Origin of the sequence: Burkholderia sp. R-40 (genome assembly GCF_049942845.1) — a bacterium.
Taxonomy (GTDB): Bacteria; Pseudomonadota; Gammaproteobacteria; order Burkholderiales; family Burkholderiaceae; genus Burkholderia; species Burkholderia ambifaria.
Genome location: NZ_CP187967.1, coordinates 2,543,161 through 2,560,817, shown reverse-complemented (window position 1 = coordinate 2,560,817; position 17,657 = coordinate 2,543,161). Strand labels below are relative to the sequence as shown.

Below are 17,657 nucleotides of genomic sequence, written 5' to 3'. Positions count from 1 at the left end.
GCGCGCAATGGCGGGGGAAAGGGTAGCGATCGATTGCCGGGCGGGCGGCATCGGACGCATAAGGGGCCATAACGCACGCGGCGCCCGACCGTCGACGACGGTACGGGCGCCGCAGGGGCTGCCGGCGTGACGTTACTTTTTGACCAGCGTGCCCAGCGTCGTCGTGACCGGGGCGAGCAGGCCGCCGCCGGTATTCGACAGCACGCCGGTGCCGCTGCCGCCCGTCAGGCCGCCGACCGCCGACGTGAGCGTGCCGGCCGGTTTGCTGCCGCCCGTCGTGCCGCCGAGTGCGCCGGTCGACAGGAGCCCCGTCACCGGGGCGAGCGGATTCGTCGCGGCCGCGCCGCCGCCGAGCAGCGCGGTGCCTGCGGTGGCGACCGTGTTGCCGGTCGCGGTCACGACGTTGCCGACGCCGGTCGTGACCGGATTGTTGCCCGTCTTCGCGATCGTCGTGCCGGCGTTCGCGACACCGTTGCCGACGGTCGTGACGAGGTTCGTCAGCGGCGCGCCGAGCGGCGTGCTGGCGGCGGCCGTCTGCGTGAGCGAGCCGACCGTCGTCGTGATCGGCGTGATCGCCGAGCTGGCCGCGCCCGTCACTTGTGCTACCGGGCCGGTCGACAACTGCGTGCCGAGCGTCGCGCCGCCGCCCGCGATCGTGTTGCCGAGCATCGTCACCGCACCGCCGACAGGCGACGTGACGGGCGCAAGCGGCGCCAGTGCGGAACCGCTGGCCCCCAGGCTCGACACGACCCCGCCCGTCGCGGCGACGGCCAGGCCGAGATCCGTGACCACGCCGCCCGTGCTCGCGACCGTCGTGCCGACCGGATTCGACGACGCGCCGAGCTGGCCGAGGCCCGAGCCGAGGCCGGTGCCGAGCGTCGTGACGGCCGCGCCGACATCCTGCACGACCGCGCCGAGCCCCTGCGTGGTGGCGGGGTTCGTGCCGGGCAGCGTTTGGGCCCCGATCGCCGTGCCGACGCCCGAGATGGCGCCGCCGCCGGCCGTGACGATGTTGCTCGACGCCGCGAGCGTCTGGCCGACGCCGTTGGCCGACGAGCCGCTCGCGCCGTTGCCGGTGCTGCCGGTGTTGCCGGTACCGCCGGTCGATGCCGACGTGCCGCTCGTACCGTTGGCGGTACCGCCGGTCGACGCCGTCGTGTCGCCGGACCCCGACCCGGAACCGCCAGTGCCCTTGCTCAGCGAGCCGGAGCCGCCGCACGCGGCCAGCGACATCAGCGCCGCAACGCCTGCCGCGATCATGATCATTCGGAGTCCTGCTTGATGGGTGGTGGGCGCGTTCATGTCTTCCTCGTCTCGATTATGGAAATGGATCAGGCGGCCTTCGTGTGCGCCGGCGTGCGGTCGCTGCGGAAGTGAAGCGGCGCGCGCGTCGTTGTTGTCTCCCTGATTGACCTGTCGCCGTGTCGCGTCTTCGCCTGAGTCGGAATCCGGAGCGCTTGCAGGACGAGTCGTTTGCATTCTTTCGTCTTGCTTGCCGATCGTGCCGGAAATCACCGGATTCGTACGATCAGAGTAGGACCGTCTGCGCGAGCCGTCTTTTAATGATCGTTAAATTGAAGTAAGCGTCCGATTCACTGCCGGAATCGGGCTAATCACGATCGACACGGGGCGCGTCGTGTGATGGGCGAGAGGAGAAGAGAGGAAGGAGAGACGTGCGGGTAAGCGGCGGCGCCGGCCCGGTCCGCCCTGACGGGGGCAGGCGCGGGCGCCGCGTGACGGGTGAAGCAAGCGGCGCGTCAGGCGTCCGGATACCACGCGTCGCTGAATTCGCTGACCTGGACGTCGGTCAGCTCCGGCCGTGCGGCCAGCCATGCACGCACGCTCTCGCGATCGGCGTCGGTCGTCGTGCCGCGCGGCGCGCCGGAGATCACGTAGGCGCCGATCCCTTCGTCGGCGGACGCGACGGTGAGCAGCCCGTTCGCTTCGACGAAATCGATGAACGAATCGATCAGTTGGCCGCGCTCGAGGTCGGACAGCTCGTTGCGGTATTGCGCGGTCGCGTTGAACGCGAGTTCCTGGAATTCGGCGATGTGGAGTTTCTTGCGCTGGCGGCGGTTGTGGCGTTGGCTCATGGTGTGTGATGTACGTGAAAAGAAAAAGGGCGGCGGCGGGCGCTGGCGCGACATGCGCAAGCGGCCCGGGCGGCCGCATCGGGGCGCCGCGCGGCAAAGCCGGCGGCGGGCAGGCAGGAGGTTACATCAGCACGATATCGTACTGCTCCTGGCTCAGGTTCGATTCGACCTGCAGCGACACCGGCTTGCCGATGAAGTCGATCAGCATCGCGAGATGCTGCGACTCCTCGTCGAGGAACAGGTCGATCACCTGCTGCGCGGCGATCACGCGGAATTCGCGCGGATTGAACTGGCGCGACTCGCGCAGGATCTCGCGCAGGATGTCGTAGCACACGGTGCGCGACGTCTTCACCTGGCCCTTGCCCTGGCAGGTCGGGCACGGTTCGCACAGCACGTGCGCGAGCGATTCGCGCGTGCGCTTGCGCGTCATCTCGACGAGCCCGAGCTGCGAGAAGCCGTTGACCGTCACGCGCGTGCGATCGCGCGACAGCGCCTTCTTCAGCTCCGACAGCACCGCGTCGCGATGCTCGGCGTTCTCCATGTCGATGAAGTCGATGATGATGATCCCGCCGAGATTGCGCAGCCGCAATTGCCGCGCGATCGTGTGCGCGGCCTCGAGGTTGGTCTTGAAGATCGTGTCGTCGAAGTTGCGTGCGCCGACGTAGCCGCCGGTGTTCACGTCGATCGTCGTCATCGCCTCGGTCTGGTCGATCATCAGGTAGCCGCCCGACTTCAGGTCGACGCGGCGCGACAGCGCGCGCTGGATCTCCGTCTCGATGTTGTACAGGTCGAACAGCGGCCGCTCGCCGGTGTAGTGATGCAGCTTCGGACTCACGGCCGGCGTGAACTCGTCCGCGAATTCCGCGAGGCGCTGGTACGTCTCGCGCGAATCGACCTGGATACGCGTCGTGTCGTCGTTCGAGAAATCGCGCAGCACGCGCTGCGCGAGGTCGAGATCCTGGTACAGCAGGCTCGTCGCCGGCAGCCGCTGCGCCTGCGCGACGATCGTCGCCCAGGTCTTGCGCAGGTACGTGACGTCGCCGGCCAGCTCCTCGGAGGTCGCATCCTCGGCGATCGTGCGCACGATGTAGCCGCCTTTCTCGTCCGGCGGGATCACGGCGGTCAGGCGCGCGCGCACGGCCTCGCGCTCGGCCTCGCTCTCGATTTTCTGCGAGATGCCGATGTGCGGCTCCTGCGGCAGGTACACGAGCGTGCGGCCCGCGATGCTGACTTGCGTCGACAGTCGCGCGCCCTTCGTGCCGATCGGATCCTTGATCACCTGGACCATCAGCGTCTGGCCTTCGAACACGATCTTCTCGATCGGCTGGTGCGGCGTGCCCGACTGCGGCTCGCCGGCGAGGCGCGGATGCCAGATGTCCGCGACGTGCAGGAACGCCGCGCGCTCCAGGCCGATGTCGATGAACGCCGACTGCATGCCGGGCAGCACGCGCACGACCTTGCCGAGGTAGATGTTGCCGACCCGCCCGCGCGACAGCGTGCGCTCGACGTGAAGCTCCTGCACCGCGCCTTGCTGGACGAGTGCGACCCGTGTTTCCTGGGGCGTGAGGTTGATCAGGATTTCTTCGTTCATGGTGGGATTCAGAAGGCGACGCGCGCGGTGCGGAGCAACGCGGCAGTCTCAAAAAGGGGCAGACCCATGATACCCGAATGGGAACCGTCGATTCGCTCGATGAATTCGGCGGCGCGCCCCTGGATCGCATACGCGCCCGCCTTGCCGAACGGCTCGCCGGTTTCGACGTAGCGCGCAAAGGCATCGCGCGGTGCGGCCGAAAAGCGCACCGACGAGCGCGACAGCGCGGGCGGCAGCAGTTCGCCGTCGGCGCCGATCACGGCAACCGCGGTCAGCACCTCGTGTTCGCGGCCCGCGAGGCGGGTGAGCATCGCGAGCGCGTCGTCGGCATCGGCCGGCTTGCCGAGGATCGCGCCGTCGATCGTCACCGTGGTATCGGCGACGAGCACCGGCGCGGCCGGCTTGCCGCTCGCAACCAGGCGCGCACGCGCGGCTTCGGCCTTCGCGACGGTGACGCGCCGCACGTACGCGTCGGGGGCTTCGCCGGGCAGTTCGGCTTCGAGCGCCTCGGCGTCCTCGTCGGCGCGCGGCAGCAGCAGCTCGAAGCGCACGCCGATCTGCTGCAGCAATTCCTGGCGGCGTGGGCTTTGTGAAGCGAGGTAAAGGAGCGGGAAAAGGGCGGAGGACGTGCTGGACGGCATGGTGTCGTTATCTCGGTGAGCGCGCGCGGCGCGCGTCCGAGGACGGCACGTCATGCGCGATGATAGGGATGATTCTGCGTGATGCTCCACGCCCGGTAAAGCTGTTCGGCAAGCAGCACGCGTACCATCCCGTGCGGCAGCGTCATGCTGGAGATGCGCAGCAGCACGTCGGCGCGCGCTTTCAGTTCCGGATCGAGCCCGTCGGCGCCGCCGATCACGAACGCGACGTCACGGCCGTCCTGCTGCCAGCCGGGCAGTGCCTGCGCGAGCTGCATGGTGGTCCAGTCGCGGCCGCGCTCGTCGAGCGCGACGATGCGCGCGCCCTTCGGCAGCGCGGCCTCGATCTTCTGCCGCTCGGCCGCCATCATGCTGTCCGCGCTGCGGCCACCCGAACGCAGTTCGGGCTTGATCTCGCGCAGCTCGATGCGCAGCTCGGGCGGCATCCGCTTCGTGTATTCGTCGAAGCCGGACGCGATCCAGCCGGGCATCTTGTGGCCGACCGCGAGGATGAAAAGCTTCATCGGGACGACTCGCTGCGACTCAGCGGCGGCGGGCCGCCGTCTTGCGCGCCGGGCGTGCGGGCGCTTCTTCCTCGTCGTCCTCGCCTTCGCTGGCCGTCGCGAAACCGTCCTTGCCGCCGCCGAGCTTCATCCGCACGGGCTTGTCGCCCCAGATTTCCTCGAGGTTGTAATACTGGCGCAGCGCCGGTTGCAGGATGTGCACGACGGCGTCGCCGCAGTCGACCAGCACCCATTCGCCGGTGTCTTCGCCCTCGGAGCTGACGATGTCGCCGCCGGCTTCCTTGACCTTGTCGCGCACGCTCGACGCGAGTGCCTTGGTCTGGCGGTTCGACGTGCCCGACGCGACGATCACGCGGTCGAACAGTTCGGTCAGGTGGCTGGTGTTGAACACCTTGATGTCTTGCGCCTTGATGTCTTCGAGTGCGTCGACGATCACGCGCTGCAGTTTGCGGATATCCATGGAATCAGGAATGGTAGAGACGATGTTGAAGAATATAGGCCCAGACGGCGGCCGGCACATGCTCGGCCGACGCATCGGGCATTTGCGCGTGACGCGCGATGCATTCGCGCAGATGCGCGCGGATGTCGGTTGCGGCGATATCGAACGCCAGCGTCGTGTCGATCAGCAGGTGGCCGGCCGGCGTCGCTTTCAGCACGTCGGCGCCGGCCTGCCGCCGCGCGATTTCCTGCGTGACGGCCGGTGACGCCGCGCCAAGGTCGAAACCCGGGCGCGTCGACGCGCACACGTGCGCGTAGTCGAACAGCTTGCGCCAGTCGCGCCAGGTGTCGAGCCGAACCAGTTGGTCGGCGCCGATCAGCAGCGACAGCGACGCGTCGGGGCCGATCCGCTCGCGCCAGCGCGCGAGCGTCTCGACCGTATAGGTCGGGCCGGCGTGCTCGATCTCGTCGGTTGCGACGGTGACCGTCACGCCGGGCAGGGACAGCGAACCGGCAGCGGCGCGCGTCATCGCGAGCCGATGCTCGGCGGCCGACACGTCGCGCTTCTGGTACGGCTGCCCGGCCGGCAGCAGCGCGAGCTCGGTCAGGCCGAGCACGTCGGCGAACCGGCGCGCGAGCGCGAGGTGACCGTCGTGGATCGGGTCGAACGTGCCGCCCAGCAGGCCGATGCGACGTAACGGCGGGTGCGGCTGCGGGGCGGGGCGGGCGGTGGTGTCCAGAAAAACGTGTCCTGTTCTTGGGGCGGCGGGGCGAGGCGGGCTCACACCCAGTCGCGCGGCACGAGAAACTCGCTCAGGCGCGCTTCCGGCGAGCCCGGCTCGGGCTGCCAGTTGTAGCGCCAGTTCGCGACCGGCGGCATCGACATCAGGATCGATTCGGTCCGGCCGCCGCTTTGCAGGCCGAACAGCGTGCCGCGGTCGAACACGAGGTTGAATTCGACGTAGCGGCCGCGCCGGTAAGCCTGGAAGTCGCGCTCGCGCTCGCCGTACGGCAGCGCGGCACGGCGCTCGACGATCGGCAGGTACGCGTTCAGGAACGCGTCGCCGACGCTTTGCATCATCTCAAACGAGCGTTCGAATCCGGGCTCGGAGAAATCGTCGAAGAAGATCCCGCCGATGCCGCGCGTCTCGTTGCGGTGTTTCAGGAAGAAATATTCGTCGCACCAGGTCTTGAAGCGCGGGTAGAGCTCGGCGCCGAACGGATCGAGCGCGTCCTTGCAGACCTGATGGAAATGCCGCGCGTCGTCCTCGAACGGATAAACCGGTGTCAGATCCATGCCGCCGCCGAACCAGAAGATCGGCGCCTCGCCCGGCTTCGTCGCGATCAGCATCCGCACGTTCATGTGCACGGTGGGGCAGTACGGGTTGCGCGGGTGCAGCACGAGCGACACACCGAGCGCCTCGAAGCCGCGGCCGGCCAGCTGCGGGCGCGCGGCGCTCGCCGACGGCGGCAGCGCGTCGCCCGCGACGTCGGAGAAACCGATTCCCGCGCGCTCGAACACGCGGCCGCCTTCGAGAATCCGCGTACAGCCGCCGCCGCGCAGCCGCTCTTCAGGGCCGCGCTGCCATGCGTCGGTTGCAAGCGGCGTGCCGTCGAGCGCGCCGAGCGCGTCGGCGATGCGAGCTTGCAGGCCCTGGAGGTACGTGCGCACGCGGGGCACGTCGTAGGTGGAATCGGTCATGTCTGGACTGGGTGCCCCCGCGCGAAGCGGGGGCCGTAAAAAAGGCCACTGCCGGGCATTCTATCGAACCCCGGCAGAGGGGCCTGCGCGGGCAGGCGGTCAGTGCGTCACGCGCTCTTGCGGTTCAGTGCACGGAAGCCGATGTCGCGCCGGTACTGCATGCCTTCGAAATTGATCTGGTTGATCGTGTCGTATGCATGCTGCTGCGCTTCGCGCACCGAATCGGCGAGGCCGACCACGCACAGCACGCGGCCGCCCGACGTGACGAGCTTGTCGCCTTCGGCGAGCGTCGTGCCCGCATGGAACGTCACGGCCTGGGCCGTCTCGGCCGGGATCCCGTTGATGCGGTCGCCCTTGCGCGGCGCGTCCGGATAGCCGTGCGCGGCCAGCACGACGCCGAGCGCGGTGCGGCGATCCCAGTCGAGCTCGACCGAATCGAGCGTGCCCGCGATCGCCTGTTCGACGACCTTCGAGAAATCGCTCTTCAGGCGCGCCATGATCGGCTGCGTCTCGGGGTCGCCCATCCGGCAGTTGAACTCGAGCGTGCGCGGATTGCCTTCCTTGTCGATCATCAGGCCCGCATACAGGAAGCCCGTGAAGCGGATGCCGTCCTTCTCCATCCCGCGTACCGTCGGCATGATGATTTCGCGCATCACGCGTGCATGCATCTGCGGCGTGACGATCGGCGCGGGCGAATAGGCGCCCATGCCGCCCGTGTTCGGGCCGCGGTCCTCGTCGAGCAGGCGCTTGTGGTCCTGGCTCGACGCCAGTGCCAGCGCGTGCTTGCCGTCGACCATCACGATGAAGCTCGCTTCCTCGCCATCGAGGAATTCCTCGATCACGACGCGCGCGCCGGCGTCGCCCAGCTTGTTGCCCGACAGCATCATGTCGACCGCGGCATGCGCTTCTTCCAGCGTCATCGCGACGACGACACCCTTGCCGGCCGCGAGGCCGTCGGCCTTCACGACGATCGGCGCACCCTTCGCGTCGATGTACGCGTGCGCGGCGGCGGCGTCGGAGAAGGTTTCGTAGTCGGCGGTCGGAATGCCGTGACGCTTCATGAACGCCTTCGCGAAATCCTTCGAGCTTTCGAGCTGCGCGGCTTCGCGGGTCGGGCCGAACACCTTCAGGCCGCGGGCGCGGAACAGGTTGACGATGCCGGCCGCGAGCGGCGCTTCCGGCCCGACGAGCGTGAACGCGACGCCTTCGCTTTCCGCGAAATCGGCCAGCGCGTCGAGCGACGTGATGTCGACGTTTTTCAGACGCTCGTCTTGCGCCGTGCCGCCATTGCCCGGCGCGACGTAGACCATCTGGACGCGCGGCGATTGCGCGAGCTTCCACGCGAGCGCATGTTCGCGGCCGCCTGAACCGACGACGAGTAGTTTCATGGGATTCCCCGCAGACTAGAAAACAGGGCGGCCGGCACGCTCAGGCGCGCCGGCCGCGAAATCGGTCGAGCCGCCGCCGTGATCGTGTGCACGGCGGCCGGCATCTCATTCCTCGACGATGACGGCGTTCGTATACACCTCCTGCACGTCGTCGAGGTTCTCGAGCGCGTCCAGGAGCTTCTGCATCTTCGCCGCATCGTCGCCGGTGAATTCGACTTCGTTCTGCGGCTTCATCGTCACTTCGGCGAGTTCGGCCTTGAAGCCCGCGGCTTCGAGCGCGTCCTTCACCGCCGAGAACGCCTGCCAGTCGCACAGCACCTCGATCGAGCCGTCGTCGTTCGTGCTGACGTCGTCCGCGCCGGCTTCGAGCGCCGCTTCCATCAGCGCGTCTTCCGACGTGCCGGGCGCGAACAGGAACTGGCCGACGTGATCGAACATGAACGCGACCGAACCGTCGGTGCCCATGTTGCCGCCGAACTTCGAGAACGCGTGGCGGACTTCCGCGACCGTGCGGATGCGGTTGTCGGTCAGCGTGTCGACGATGATGGCCGCGCCGCTGATGCCGTAGCCTTCGTAGCGGATTTCTTCGTAGTTCGCGCCGTCCGCGCCGCCGACGCCGCGGTCGATCGCGCGCTTGACGTTGTCCTTCGGCATGTTCGCGTCGGCCGCCTTGTCGACCGCGAGACGCAGACGCGGGTTCGAGTTCGCGTCACCGCCGCCGAGGCGCGCCGCGACCTGGATTTCCTTGATCAGGCGAGTCCAGATCTTGCCGCGCTTCGCGTCGGCCGCTGCCTTCTTGTGCTTGATGTTGGCCCATTTCGAATGACCAGCCATACCTTTCTCCGTGCCCGGGCGCGCTGCGCGGGCGATTGTGCCAATGTGTCGTTGAATCGGCGGCCGTGTCGGCGGGCGTGATGCCGCGGGCCGCGCGTGTCGAGTAGAACGTGATTTTATCACGCGGCGACCGTCGCTTCGGGGCCGCCGCGCATGGCCGAACGGCCGGTGCGGGCCGTCGCCGCGCCCCGGCCGCTCAGCCCGGCCGCGGCGCGTCAGTTCTTGGTGCCGAACAGGCGGTCGCCCGCGTCGCCCAGGCCCGGCACGATGTACGCGTGCTCGTTCAGGTGCGAGTCGAGCGACGCGACGAACAGCTTCACGTCCGGGTGGGCGTCCTGGAACACCTGCACGCCTTCGGGCGCGGCGACCAGCGCGACGAACATGATGTTCGCGGCCGGCACGTTGCGGCGCTTGAGCACGTCGACCGCGTGCACGGCCGAGTAGCCGGTCGCGACCATCGGGTCGCACAGGATGAAGATGCGGTCTTCGAGGTCCGGCAGGCGCACCAGGTATTCGACCGGGCGGTGATCTTCCGCGCGGTACACGCCGATGTGGCCGACCCGCGCGGACGGGACCAGATCGAGCAGGCCGTCCGACATCCCGATGCCCGCGCGCAGCACGGGCACGATCGCCAGCTTCTTGCCCGCGATCACCGGTGCGTCGACCGCGACGAGCGGGGTTTCGACCCGCTTGGTCGTGATCGGCAGGTTGCGGGTGATCTCGTAGCCCATCAGCAGCGTGATTTCGCGCAGCAGCTCGCGGAACGTGCGCGTCGACGTGTCCTTGTCGCGCATGTGCGTGAGCTTGTGCTGGATCAGCGGGTGATCGGTGATGAAGAGATTCGGGAAACGGCTGTCCTGTTTCATGACGGGGGCGCCTTGACGGCAAAAGGGGATCGGGGGCGGCGGCGGGCGCAAGCCGGCTGCCGCTTATGGCCGCAATTTTACCAAGGCGCGCCGCGCGATCCGGATATTATCGACGTCTCACGACAATCCGCGCGTCGTGCCAGCCCGTTCGCGACCGTTCGCCCGTCCGGCGATGCGGCCGGGGCCGGGCCGCGCCGGCGCGCGTCGCCATAAAGGAATCGACGATGGATCTCGGCATCGCAGGAAAGACCGCCCTCGTGTGCGCGGCGAGCAAGGGCCTCGGGCGCGGCTGCGCGGAAGCGCTGGCCGCCGAGGGCGTGAATCTCGTGATCGTCGCGCGCACGCGCGACACGCTGGAGGAAACCGCCGAGGAGATCCGCGCCGGGGCGAACGTGTCGGTCACCGCCGTCGCGTGCGACATCACGACGCCCGACGGGCGCGCGGCCGCGCTCGCCGCCTGCCCGCAGCCGGACATTCTCGTGAACAATGCGGGCGGCCCGCCGCCCGGCGACTTCCGCGATTTCTCGCACGACGACTGGATCCGCGCGCTCGAGGCGAACATGCTGACGCCGATCGAGCTGATCCGCGCGACCGTCGACGGGATGATCGGGCGCGGCTTCGGCCGGATCGTCAATATCACGAGTTCGGCCGTGAAGGCGCCGATCGACGTGCTCGCGCTGTCGAACGGCGCGCGCTCGGGGCTGACCGGCTTCGTCGCGGGGCTGTCGCGCAAGGTCGCCGGCCAGGGCGTGACCATCAACAACCTGCTGCCGGGGCTGTTCGACACCGACCGGATCGCGACGACGCTCGCCGCGTCGGCGAAGGCGCAGGGCGTGACGGTCGACGAGCTGCGCGCGCGGCGCGCGAAGGAGATCCCGGCCGGGCGCCTTGGCACGCGTGCCGAATTCGGCGCCGCGTGCGCGTTCCTCTGCAGCGTGCATGCCGGCTATATCACCGGGCAGAACTGGCTGCTCGACGGCGGCGCGTATCCGGGCACGTTCTGACGCACGCACCGCCATTCAAAAGACGACAACCATCGAACCACGAAGGAACCGGAGATGAGCAAACCCCGCATCGCATTGATTGCGCACGACGCGAAGAAGGACGACATCGTCGCGCTCACGGGCCAGTTCCGCGAGACGCTCGCGCAATGCCGGCTGGTCGCGACGGGCACGACGGGCGGCCGCATCGCCGCCGCGCACGGGCTCGAGGTCGAGCGCAAGCTGTCGGGGCCGCTCGGCGGCGACCTGCAGATCGGTGCGGAGCTGGCCGACGGCCGCGTCGACATCGTCGTGTTCCTGCGCGACCCGATGACCGCGCAGCCGCACGATCCGGACATCACCGCGCTGGTGCGCGCGTGCGACGTGCACGACGTGCCGGTCGCGACCAACGTCGCGACCGCGCGGATGCTGCTCGACGATCTGGCGCGCAACATGCAGGACGTCTGCTAGCCGCCTGCCGGCCCGATTGCCCCTGCTTGCGTCAGGGCCATGCCCACGCCCGGCGGTTGCGCGCGAGAATCGGGCATCGCGACGCGCAGCTGCCGCCGGCGCCCGTCTGCACGGTGGGCGACGGCCCGCGCGTCGGCGAGCCGAATATCCCCTGACCGATTCAGAAACGAGGAGCGAAACGATGCCGAAAGCAATCCGATACGACCAGCCGGGCGGCCCGGACGTGATGAAGTGGGTCGATGTCGAGGTCGGCGCGCCGAAGGCCGGCGAAGTCCGCATCCGGCAGCAGGCGGTCGGGCTCAATTACATCGACGTGTATTTCCGCACGGGCCTCTATCCGCAGCCGCTGCCCGGCGGTCTCGGGATGGAGGCGGCGGGCGAGGTGACGGCCGTCGGCGACGGCGTGACCGCCTTCAAGGCGGGCGATCGCGTCGCATACGTCGGGCAGCCGCCGGGCGCGTATGCGCAGGAGCGCGTGATGCCGGCCGAGCGGCTCGTGAAGCTGCCGGACGGCATCAGCGATGACGACGCGGCCTCGGTGATGCTGCAGGGGCTGACCGCGCACTACCTGCTGCGCCGCACGTACCCGGTGAAGGCCGGCGACACGATCCTGATCCATGCGGCGGCCGGCGGCGTCGGCCTGCTCGTGTGCCAGTGGGCGAAGGCGCTCGGCGCGACCGTGATCGGGACGGTCGGCTCCGACGAGAAGGCCGCGCTCGCGAAGGCGCACGGCTGCGATCATCCGATCGTCTATACGCGCGAGAACTTCACGCAGCGCGTGAAGGAGATCACGAACGGCGCGGGCGTGCCGGTCGTCTACGATTCGATCGGCAAGGACACCTACATCGGTTCGCTCGACTGCCTCGCGCCGCTCGGCTACTTCGTCAGCTTCGGCAACGCATCGGGCCCGCTGCCGGCGATCGACTCGAAGGAGTTCTCGTCGCGCGGCTCGCTGTTCTTCACGCGGCCGACGCTGTTCTCGTACATCGCGAAGCGCGCCGATCTCGAAGCCGCGGCCGCCGAGCTGTTCGACGTGATCCTGACGGGCAAGGTGAAGACGAGCATCAACCAGCGCTATCCGCTCGCGGAAGTCGGCCGCGCGCATGCCGACCTCGAGGCCCGCAAGACGACCGGCTCGACGATCCTCATTCCCTGACCCTTCCGTCGTGCCGACACCCCGCCGGCACGCGCCCTTGCGGGCGGCGCCGGCCGTCGCCCGTCCTGTCTGCCCTCCCGCCCGCCGTCCTCCGCTGCACGCGTTTACGCGTTTTTTACACCCGCCCGATCACCTTTGACCCGTCCTTTACGCGCGTTCCCATAAGGTTCGAGTCGTCAGATTTCGACGACGGAGAACACAAAAATGGATGGGGTTTTCATCGGTGCACTGGTGCTGTTCACCGCGCTGATCCTCGGTTTGCTTGCCGGTTGCGAGAAGCTCGTGCAATACGGTCGCGGGGGGCGGGCATGACCTGGATGCTTTGGCTGGCGGGCGCGTCGACGGCCCTGCTGTTCGCGTACCTCGTTTTTGCGCTGCTGCGCGCGGAGGACATCGAATGAACGCGAACAACCTGTTGCAGATACTGCTGTTCATCGTCGTGCTGCTCGCGGCGGCCGTACCCGTCGCGCGCTACCTGAGCGGCGTGATGGACGGCAGCTCGCGCGTCGTGCGCGTGTTCGGGCCGCTCGAGCGGGTGCTGTACCGCATCGCCGGCGTCGACGCCGGCACCGAAATGAACTGGAAGCAATACGCGATCGCGACGATCGCGTTCAACGCGCTCGGCGTGCTGTTCCTTTACGGGCTGCTGCGCCTGCAGGGCTTGCTGCCCGGCAACCCGCAGCAGTTCGGCGCGATGACGCCCGACGGTGCGTTCAACACGGCCGTCAGCTTCGTCACCAACACGAACTGGCAGGACTACACGCCCGAGCAGACGGTCGGCTACCTGACGCAGATGCTCGGCCTGACCGTGCAGAACTTCCTGTCCGCGGCGACCGGCATCGTCGTCGTGATCGCGCTGATCCGCGGCTTTGCGCGCCACACCGCGCAGACGATCGGCAACTTCTGGGTCGACCTCACGCGCGTGACGCTGTACGTGCTCGTGCCGATGGCGGCGCTCGTCGCCGCGCTGCTGATGAGCCAGGGCGTGATCCAGAACATGAAGGCGTACCAGGACGTGCCGGTGCTGCAGGCGAGCACGTACGCGGCGCCGAAGCTCGACGCGCAGGGCAGCCCGGTGAAGGACGACAAGGGCAACCCGGTGACGGTGCCGACCCCGCTCGTGAAGCAGACGCTCGCGATGGGCCCGGTCGCGTCGCAGGAAGCGATCAAGATGCTCGGCACCAATGGCGGCGGCTTCTTCAATGCGAACTCCGCCCATCCGTACGAGAACCCGACGCCGTTCGCGAACTTCCTGCAGATCTTCTCGATCCTGATCATCCCGGCCGCGCTGTGCCTGGTGTTCGGCCGCATGATCGGCGACCGCCGGCAGGGCATCGCGGTGCTCGCGGCGATGACGGTCGCGTTCGCGGTCGCGGTCGGCGTCGAGGTGAGCGCCGAGCAGGGCGGCAACCCGACGTTCGCCGCGCTTCACGTCGACCAGTCGGCCGGCGCGCTGCAGCCGGGCGGCAACATGGAAGGCAAGGAAACGCGCTTCGGGATCGCGCAGACCGGCATCTTCACGGTCGCGACGACGGCCGCGTCGTGCGGCGCGGTCGACACGATGCACGATTCGCTGACGCCGCTCGGCGGCCTCGTGCCGATGCTGCTGATGCAGCTCGGCGAGGTGGTCTACGGCGGTGTCGGTTCGGGCCTCTACGGGATGCTCGTGTTCGCGCTGCTCGCGGTGTTCGTCGCCGGCCTGATGATCGGCCGCACGCCCGAATACGTCGGCAAGAAGATCGAGTCGTACGAGATGAAGATGGTGTCGATCGTCGTGCTGCTCACGCCGCTGCTCGTGCTGGTCGGCACGTCGATCGCGGTGCTGGCCGACGCAGGCAAGGCCGGCATCGCAAACCCGGGCCCGCACGGCTTCTCGGAAATCCTGTACGCGTTCAGCTCGGCCGCGAACAACAACGGCAGCGCGTTCGCGGGCCTGACGGTCGGCACGCCTTTCTACAACTGGATGACCGCGATCGCGATGTGGTTCGGCCGTTTCGGCACGATCGTGCCGGTGCTGGCGATCGCCGGCTCGCTCGCCGCGAAGAAGCGCATCGCGGTGACGAGCGGCACGCTGCCGACGCACGGCCCGCTGTTCGTCGTGCTGCTGCTCGGCACCGTGCTGCTGGTGGGCGCGCTGACCTACGTGCCGGCGCTCGCGCTCGGCCCGGGCGTCGAGCATCTGATGATGTGGCTGGGCGCGTAACGCGCGAGCGCATCGCGACACGTTGAAACGACTGAAGAGATTGAAGAGATCGCAATGACTCAACATTCCGCAACACGGTCCATGTTCGATCCGGCGCTGCTGCGTCCGGCGATCGTGGACTCGTTCAAGAAACTCACGCCGCGCACGCAGTTCCGCAACCCGGTGATGTTCTGCGTGTACGTCGGCAGCATCCTGACCACGATCCTGTGGATCGCGGCGCTCGCCGGCCAGGCCGAGGCGCCGGCCGGCTTCATCCTCGCGATCGCGCTGTGGCTGTGGTTCACCGTGCTGTTCGCGAACTTCGCCGAAGCGCTCGCCGAAGGGCGTTCGAAGGCGCAGGCCGCGTCGCTGCGCAGCGCGAAGAAGGATGTGCTGGCGAAGAAGCTGAACGAGCCGCATCCGAAGTCGCCGATCCGCATCACGACCGCGTCCGACCTGCGTCGCGGCGACGTCGTGCTGGTCGAGGCCGGCGACGTGATCCCGGCCGACGGCGAGGTGATCGACGGCGTCGCCTCGGTCGACGAATCGGCGATCACCGGCGAATCCGCACCGGTGATCCGCGAGTCGGGCGGCGACTTCTCGTCGGTGACGGGCGGCACGCGCGTGCTGTCCGACTGGATCGTCGTGACGGTCACCGCGAACCCCGGCGAGGCGTTCCTCGACCGGATGATCGCGATGGTCGAAGGCGCGAAGCGCAAGAAGACGCCGAACGAGGTCGCACTGACGATCCTGCTCGTCGCGCTGACGATCGTGATGCTGCTCGCGACCGCGACGCTTCTGCCGTTCTCGATGTTCTCGGTCGAAGCGATGAAGGCCGGCCACGTGGTGACGATCACCGCGCTCGTCGCGCTGCTGGTGTGCCTGATCCCGACGACGATCGGCGGTCTGCTGTCCGCGATCGGCGTGGCGGGAATGAGCCGGATGATGCAGGCGAACGTGATCGCGACGTCGGGCCGCGCGGTGGAAGCGGCCGGCGACGTCGACGTGCTGCTGCTCGACAAGACCGGCACGATTACGCTGGGCAACCGCCAGGCGTCGATGTTCGTGCCCGCGCCGGGCGTGACCGAGGAAGCGCTGGCCGACGCCGCGCAGCTGTCGTCGCTCGCCGACGAAACGCCGGAAGGGCGCAGCATCGTCGTGCTGGCCAAGGAGCGCTTCAACATCCGCCAGCGCGACATGGCGCAATTGCACGCGACGTTCCTCGGCTTTTCCGCGCAGACGCGCATGAGCGGCGTCGATCTGTTCCCCGAGGGGACGCCCGCCGGCGCGCCCGGTCGCGAGATCCGCAAGGGCGCGGCCGACGCGATTCGCCGCTACGTCGAGACGCACGGCGGCCGCTTCCCGGAAGAAGTGCGCCGCGCGGTCGACGACGTCGCGCGCCGCGGCAGCACGCCGCTCGTCGTGGCCGACCTGCATGACGGCGTGGCGCGCGTGCTCGGCGTGATCGAGCTGAAGGACATCGTGAAGGGCGGCATCAAGGAGCGCTTCGCGGAACTGCGCAAGATGGGCATCAAGACCGTGATGGTGACGGGCGACAACCGGTTGACGGCCGCGGCGATCGCGGCGGAGGCGGGCGTCGACGATTTCCTCGCGGAAGCGACGCCGGAAACCAAGCTCGCGACGATCCGCGAGCACCAGACGGCCGGCCGGCTCGTCGCGATGACGGGCGACGGCACCAACGACGCGCCGGCGCTCGCGCAGGCCGACGTGGCCGTGGCGATGAACACCGGCACGCAGGCGGCGAAGGAAGCCGGCAACATGGTCGACCTCGATTCGAACCCGACGAAGCTGATCGAGATCGTCGAGATCGGCAAGCAGATGCTGATGACGCGCGGCTCGCTGACGACCTTCTCGATCGCGAACGACATCGCGAAGTACTTCGCGATCATCCCGGCCGCGTTCGTGACGACGTACCCGCAGCTGCGCGTGCTCGACATCATGCACCTGAGCTCGCCGGCGTCCGCGATCCTGTCGGCGGTGATCTTCAACGCGCTGATCATCGTCGCGCTGATCCCGCTCGCGCTGAAGGGCGTCCCATACCGGCCGCTCGGCGCCGCGTCGCTGCTGCGCCGCAACCTGCTGGTGTACGGCCTCGGCGGCCTGCTGCTGCCGTTCCCGTTCATCAAGCTGATCGACATGACGCTCGCCGCGCTCGGCTGGGCCTGATGCGCCGTACCTGAAGGAACCATCATGAAAACGTTGATTCGCCCGCTCGTCGTGATCTTTGTCGTACTGACCGTCGTGACGGGGCTCGCTTACCCGGCCGTGATGACCGTGTTCGGCCAGGCCGTGTTCCCGTCGCAGGCGAACGGCAGCCTGATCGAGAAGGACGGCCGTGCAGTCGGCTCCGCGCTGATCGGCCAGCCGTTCGATGCGCCGAAATACTTCTGGGGCCGGCTGTCGGCCACCTCGCCGATGCCGTACAACGCGAGCGGCTCCGGCGGCTCGAACCTCGGCCCGCTGAATCCGTCGCTCGCCGAGCAGGTGAAGGCGCGCATCGCCGCGCTGCGCGACGCGGGCACCGATATGTCGAAGCCCGTGCCGGTCGATCTCGTGACGGCGTCGGCGAGCGGCCTCGATCCGGAAATCACGCCGGCCGCCGCCGCGTACCAGGTCGAGCGCGTCGCGAAGGCGCGCAACCTGAGCGCCGACGCGGTCGCGCAGCTCGTCGCCGCGAACACGGCGGGCCGCCAGTTCGGCGTGCTCGGCGAGCCGCGCGTGAACGTGCTGAAGCTGAACCTCGCGCTCGACGCGGCGCAGGCCGCGCACTGAA

General features: G+C 68.5%; 18 protein-coding genes. 7 read left to right on the top strand and 11 right to left on the bottom strand.

The features are described from left to right. Nucleotides 1-132: 132 nt before the first annotated feature. The 11 genes from ACP26O_RS11870 to upp all read right to left on the bottom strand — a co-directional run bounded on the left by ACP26O_RS11870 (nucleotide 133) and on the right by upp (nucleotide 10,074). Nucleotides 133-1,302 (bottom strand): collagen-like triple helix repeat-containing protein, encoded by a 1,170-nt coding sequence (locus ACP26O_RS11870; RefSeq protein ID WP_175664998.1) that lies wholly within the window; start codon nucleotides 1,300-1,302, stop codon nucleotides 133-135. Between the two features lie 455 nt (nucleotides 1,303-1,757). Further along, the gene (locus tag ACP26O_RS11865; protein ID WP_006752222.1) at nucleotides 1,758-2,093 is read right to left on the bottom strand and encodes a YggL family protein; all 336 of its coding nucleotides are present in this window, start codon (nucleotides 2,091-2,093) and stop codon (nucleotides 1,758-1,760) included. A 121-nt stretch (nucleotides 2,094-2,214) separates the two neighbouring features. Then, nucleotides 2,215-3,684, bottom strand: coding sequence for a ribonuclease G (gene rng / locus ACP26O_RS11860; protein ID WP_011657524.1), 1,470 nt, complete (start codon nucleotides 3,682-3,684; stop codon nucleotides 2,215-2,217). A gap of 8 nt (nucleotides 3,685-3,692) precedes the next feature. Continuing rightward, nucleotides 3,693-4,325 (bottom strand): Maf family protein, encoded by a 633-nt coding sequence (locus ACP26O_RS11855; protein WP_165751798.1) that lies wholly within the window; start codon nucleotides 4,323-4,325, stop codon nucleotides 3,693-3,695. Between the two features lie 50 nt (nucleotides 4,326-4,375). Beyond that, nucleotides 4,376-4,846 (bottom strand): 23S rRNA (pseudouridine(1915)-N(3))-methyltransferase RlmH, encoded by a 471-nt coding sequence (rlmH, locus tag ACP26O_RS11850; protein ID WP_175664997.1) that lies wholly within the window; start codon nucleotides 4,844-4,846, stop codon nucleotides 4,376-4,378. Between the two features lie 19 nt (nucleotides 4,847-4,865). Continuing rightward, nucleotides 4,866-5,306 carry a ribosome silencing factor gene (gene rsfS / locus ACP26O_RS11845; RefSeq protein ID WP_006752218.1) on the bottom strand — a complete coding sequence of 147 codons (441 nt, stop codon included), beginning with the start codon at nucleotides 5,304-5,306 and terminating at the stop codon, nucleotides 4,866-4,868. Between the two features lie 4 nt (nucleotides 5,307-5,310). Continuing rightward, nucleotides 5,311-6,069, bottom strand: a complete 759-nt coding sequence (locus ACP26O_RS11840) for a nicotinate-nucleotide adenylyltransferase (RefSeq protein ID WP_175664996.1) — start codon at nucleotides 6,067-6,069, stop codon at nucleotides 5,311-5,313. Then, nucleotides 6,066-6,986 carry an oxygen-dependent coproporphyrinogen oxidase gene (gene hemF / locus ACP26O_RS11835; protein WP_011657520.1) on the bottom strand — a complete coding sequence of 307 codons (921 nt, stop codon included), beginning with the start codon at nucleotides 6,984-6,986 and terminating at the stop codon, nucleotides 6,066-6,068. The genes ACP26O_RS11840 and hemF overlap by 4 nt, the downstream gene beginning before the upstream one ends. Nucleotides 6,987-7,093: 107 nt before the next feature. Continuing rightward, nucleotides 7,094-8,374 carry a phosphoribosylamine--glycine ligase gene (gene purD / locus ACP26O_RS11830; protein WP_006752215.1) on the bottom strand — a complete coding sequence of 427 codons (1,281 nt, stop codon included), beginning with the start codon at nucleotides 8,372-8,374 and terminating at the stop codon, nucleotides 7,094-7,096. A gap of 105 nt (nucleotides 8,375-8,479) precedes the next feature. Beyond that, the gene (locus ACP26O_RS11825) at nucleotides 8,480-9,208 is read right to left on the bottom strand and encodes a YebC/PmpR family DNA-binding transcriptional regulator (RefSeq protein ID WP_011657518.1); all 729 of its coding nucleotides are present in this window, start codon (nucleotides 9,206-9,208) and stop codon (nucleotides 8,480-8,482) included. A 215-nt stretch (nucleotides 9,209-9,423) separates the two neighbouring features. Further along, nucleotides 9,424-10,074, bottom strand: a complete 651-nt coding sequence (gene upp / locus ACP26O_RS11820; protein ID WP_006478229.1) for a uracil phosphoribosyltransferase — start codon at nucleotides 10,072-10,074, stop codon at nucleotides 9,424-9,426. Nucleotides 10,075-10,298: 224 nt separating this feature from the next. Here upp and ACP26O_RS11815 point away from each other — a divergent pair, with 224 nt between their 5' ends. The 7 genes from ACP26O_RS11815 (at nucleotide 10,299) to kdpC (ending at nucleotide 17,656) form a co-directional block, all read left to right on the top strand. After that, nucleotides 10,299-11,078, top strand: coding sequence for an SDR family oxidoreductase (locus tag ACP26O_RS11815; protein WP_105786948.1), 780 nt, complete (start codon nucleotides 10,299-10,301; stop codon nucleotides 11,076-11,078). A gap of 54 nt (nucleotides 11,079-11,132) precedes the next feature. Beyond that, nucleotides 11,133-11,525, top strand: a complete 393-nt coding sequence (locus ACP26O_RS11810; RefSeq protein ID WP_006752212.1) for a methylglyoxal synthase — start codon at nucleotides 11,133-11,135, stop codon at nucleotides 11,523-11,525. A 181-nt stretch (nucleotides 11,526-11,706) separates the two neighbouring features. Beyond that, entirely contained in the window at nucleotides 11,707-12,681 is a 975-nt protein-coding gene (locus ACP26O_RS11805; RefSeq protein WP_175664995.1) for a quinone oxidoreductase family protein, read from the top strand. Between the two features lie 308 nt (nucleotides 12,682-12,989). Beyond that, nucleotides 12,990-13,082: a K(+)-transporting ATPase subunit F gene (kdpF, locus tag ACP26O_RS11800; RefSeq protein WP_006752209.1), complete on the top strand. Its 93-nt coding sequence runs from the start codon at nucleotides 12,990-12,992 to the stop codon at nucleotides 13,080-13,082. After that, nucleotides 13,079-14,884: a potassium-transporting ATPase subunit KdpA gene (kdpA, locus tag ACP26O_RS11795; RefSeq protein ID WP_175660188.1), complete on the top strand. Its 1,806-nt coding sequence runs from the start codon at nucleotides 13,079-13,081 to the stop codon at nucleotides 14,882-14,884. The genes kdpF and kdpA overlap by 4 nt, the downstream gene beginning before the upstream one ends. Before the next feature lie 54 nt (nucleotides 14,885-14,938). After that, the gene (kdpB, locus tag ACP26O_RS11790) at nucleotides 14,939-17,050 is read left to right on the top strand and encodes a potassium-transporting ATPase subunit KdpB (protein WP_105830718.1); all 2,112 of its coding nucleotides are present in this window, start codon (nucleotides 14,939-14,941) and stop codon (nucleotides 17,048-17,050) included. Between the two features lie 24 nt (nucleotides 17,051-17,074). After that, nucleotides 17,075-17,656 (top strand): potassium-transporting ATPase subunit KdpC, encoded by a 582-nt coding sequence (gene kdpC / locus ACP26O_RS11785; RefSeq protein WP_175664994.1) that lies wholly within the window; start codon nucleotides 17,075-17,077, stop codon nucleotides 17,654-17,656. Nucleotide 17,657 lies beyond the last annotated feature (1 nt).

What these genes read in the sequence shown, in the direction of transcription:
- ACP26O_RS11870 (WP_175664998.1), bottom strand. Translation starts at nt 1,302, where the DNA reads ATGAACGCGCCCACCACCCATCAAGCAGGACTCCGAATGATCATGATC.
- ACP26O_RS11865 (WP_006752222.1), bottom strand. Translation starts at nt 2,093, where the DNA reads ATGAGCCAACGCCACAACCGCCGCCAGCGCAAGAAACTCCACATCGCC.
- rng (WP_011657524.1), bottom strand. Translation starts at nt 3,684, where the DNA reads ATGAACGAAGAAATCCTGATCAACCTCACGCCCCAGGAAACACGGGTC.
- ACP26O_RS11855 (WP_165751798.1), bottom strand. Translation starts at nt 4,325, where the DNA reads ATGCCGTCCAGCACGTCCTCCGCCCTTTTCCCGCTCCTTTACCTCGCT.
- rlmH (WP_175664997.1), bottom strand. Translation starts at nt 4,846, where the DNA reads ATGAAGCTTTTCATCCTCGCGGTCGGCCACAAGATGCCCGGCTGGATC.
- rsfS (WP_006752218.1), bottom strand. Translation starts at nt 5,306, where the DNA reads ATGGATATCCGCAAACTGCAGCGCGTGATCGTCGACGCACTCGAAGAC.
- hemF (WP_011657520.1), bottom strand. Translation starts at nt 6,986, where the DNA reads ATGACCGATTCCACCTACGACGTGCCCCGCGTGCGCACGTACCTCCAG.
- purD (WP_006752215.1), bottom strand. Translation starts at nt 8,374, where the DNA reads ATGAAACTACTCGTCGTCGGTTCAGGCGGCCGCGAACATGCGCTCGCG.
- ACP26O_RS11825 (WP_011657518.1), bottom strand. Translation starts at nt 9,208, where the DNA reads ATGGCTGGTCATTCGAAATGGGCCAACATCAAGCACAAGAAGGCAGCG.
- upp (WP_006478229.1), bottom strand. Translation starts at nt 10,074, where the DNA reads ATGAAACAGGACAGCCGTTTCCCGAATCTCTTCATCACCGATCACCCG.
- ACP26O_RS11815 (WP_105786948.1), top strand. Translation starts at nt 10,299, where the DNA reads ATGGATCTCGGCATCGCAGGAAAGACCGCCCTCGTGTGCGCGGCGAGC.
- ACP26O_RS11810 (WP_006752212.1), top strand. Translation starts at nt 11,133, where the DNA reads ATGAGCAAACCCCGCATCGCATTGATTGCGCACGACGCGAAGAAGGAC.
- ACP26O_RS11805 (WP_175664995.1), top strand. Translation starts at nt 11,707, where the DNA reads ATGCCGAAAGCAATCCGATACGACCAGCCGGGCGGCCCGGACGTGATG.
- kdpF (WP_006752209.1), top strand. Translation starts at nt 12,990, where the DNA reads ATGACCTGGATGCTTTGGCTGGCGGGCGCGTCGACGGCCCTGCTGTTC.
- kdpA (WP_175660188.1), top strand. Translation starts at nt 13,079, where the DNA reads ATGAACGCGAACAACCTGTTGCAGATACTGCTGTTCATCGTCGTGCTG.
- kdpB (WP_105830718.1), top strand. Translation starts at nt 14,939, where the DNA reads ATGACTCAACATTCCGCAACACGGTCCATGTTCGATCCGGCGCTGCTG.
- kdpC (WP_175664994.1), top strand. Translation starts at nt 17,075, where the DNA reads ATGAAAACGTTGATTCGCCCGCTCGTCGTGATCTTTGTCGTACTGACC.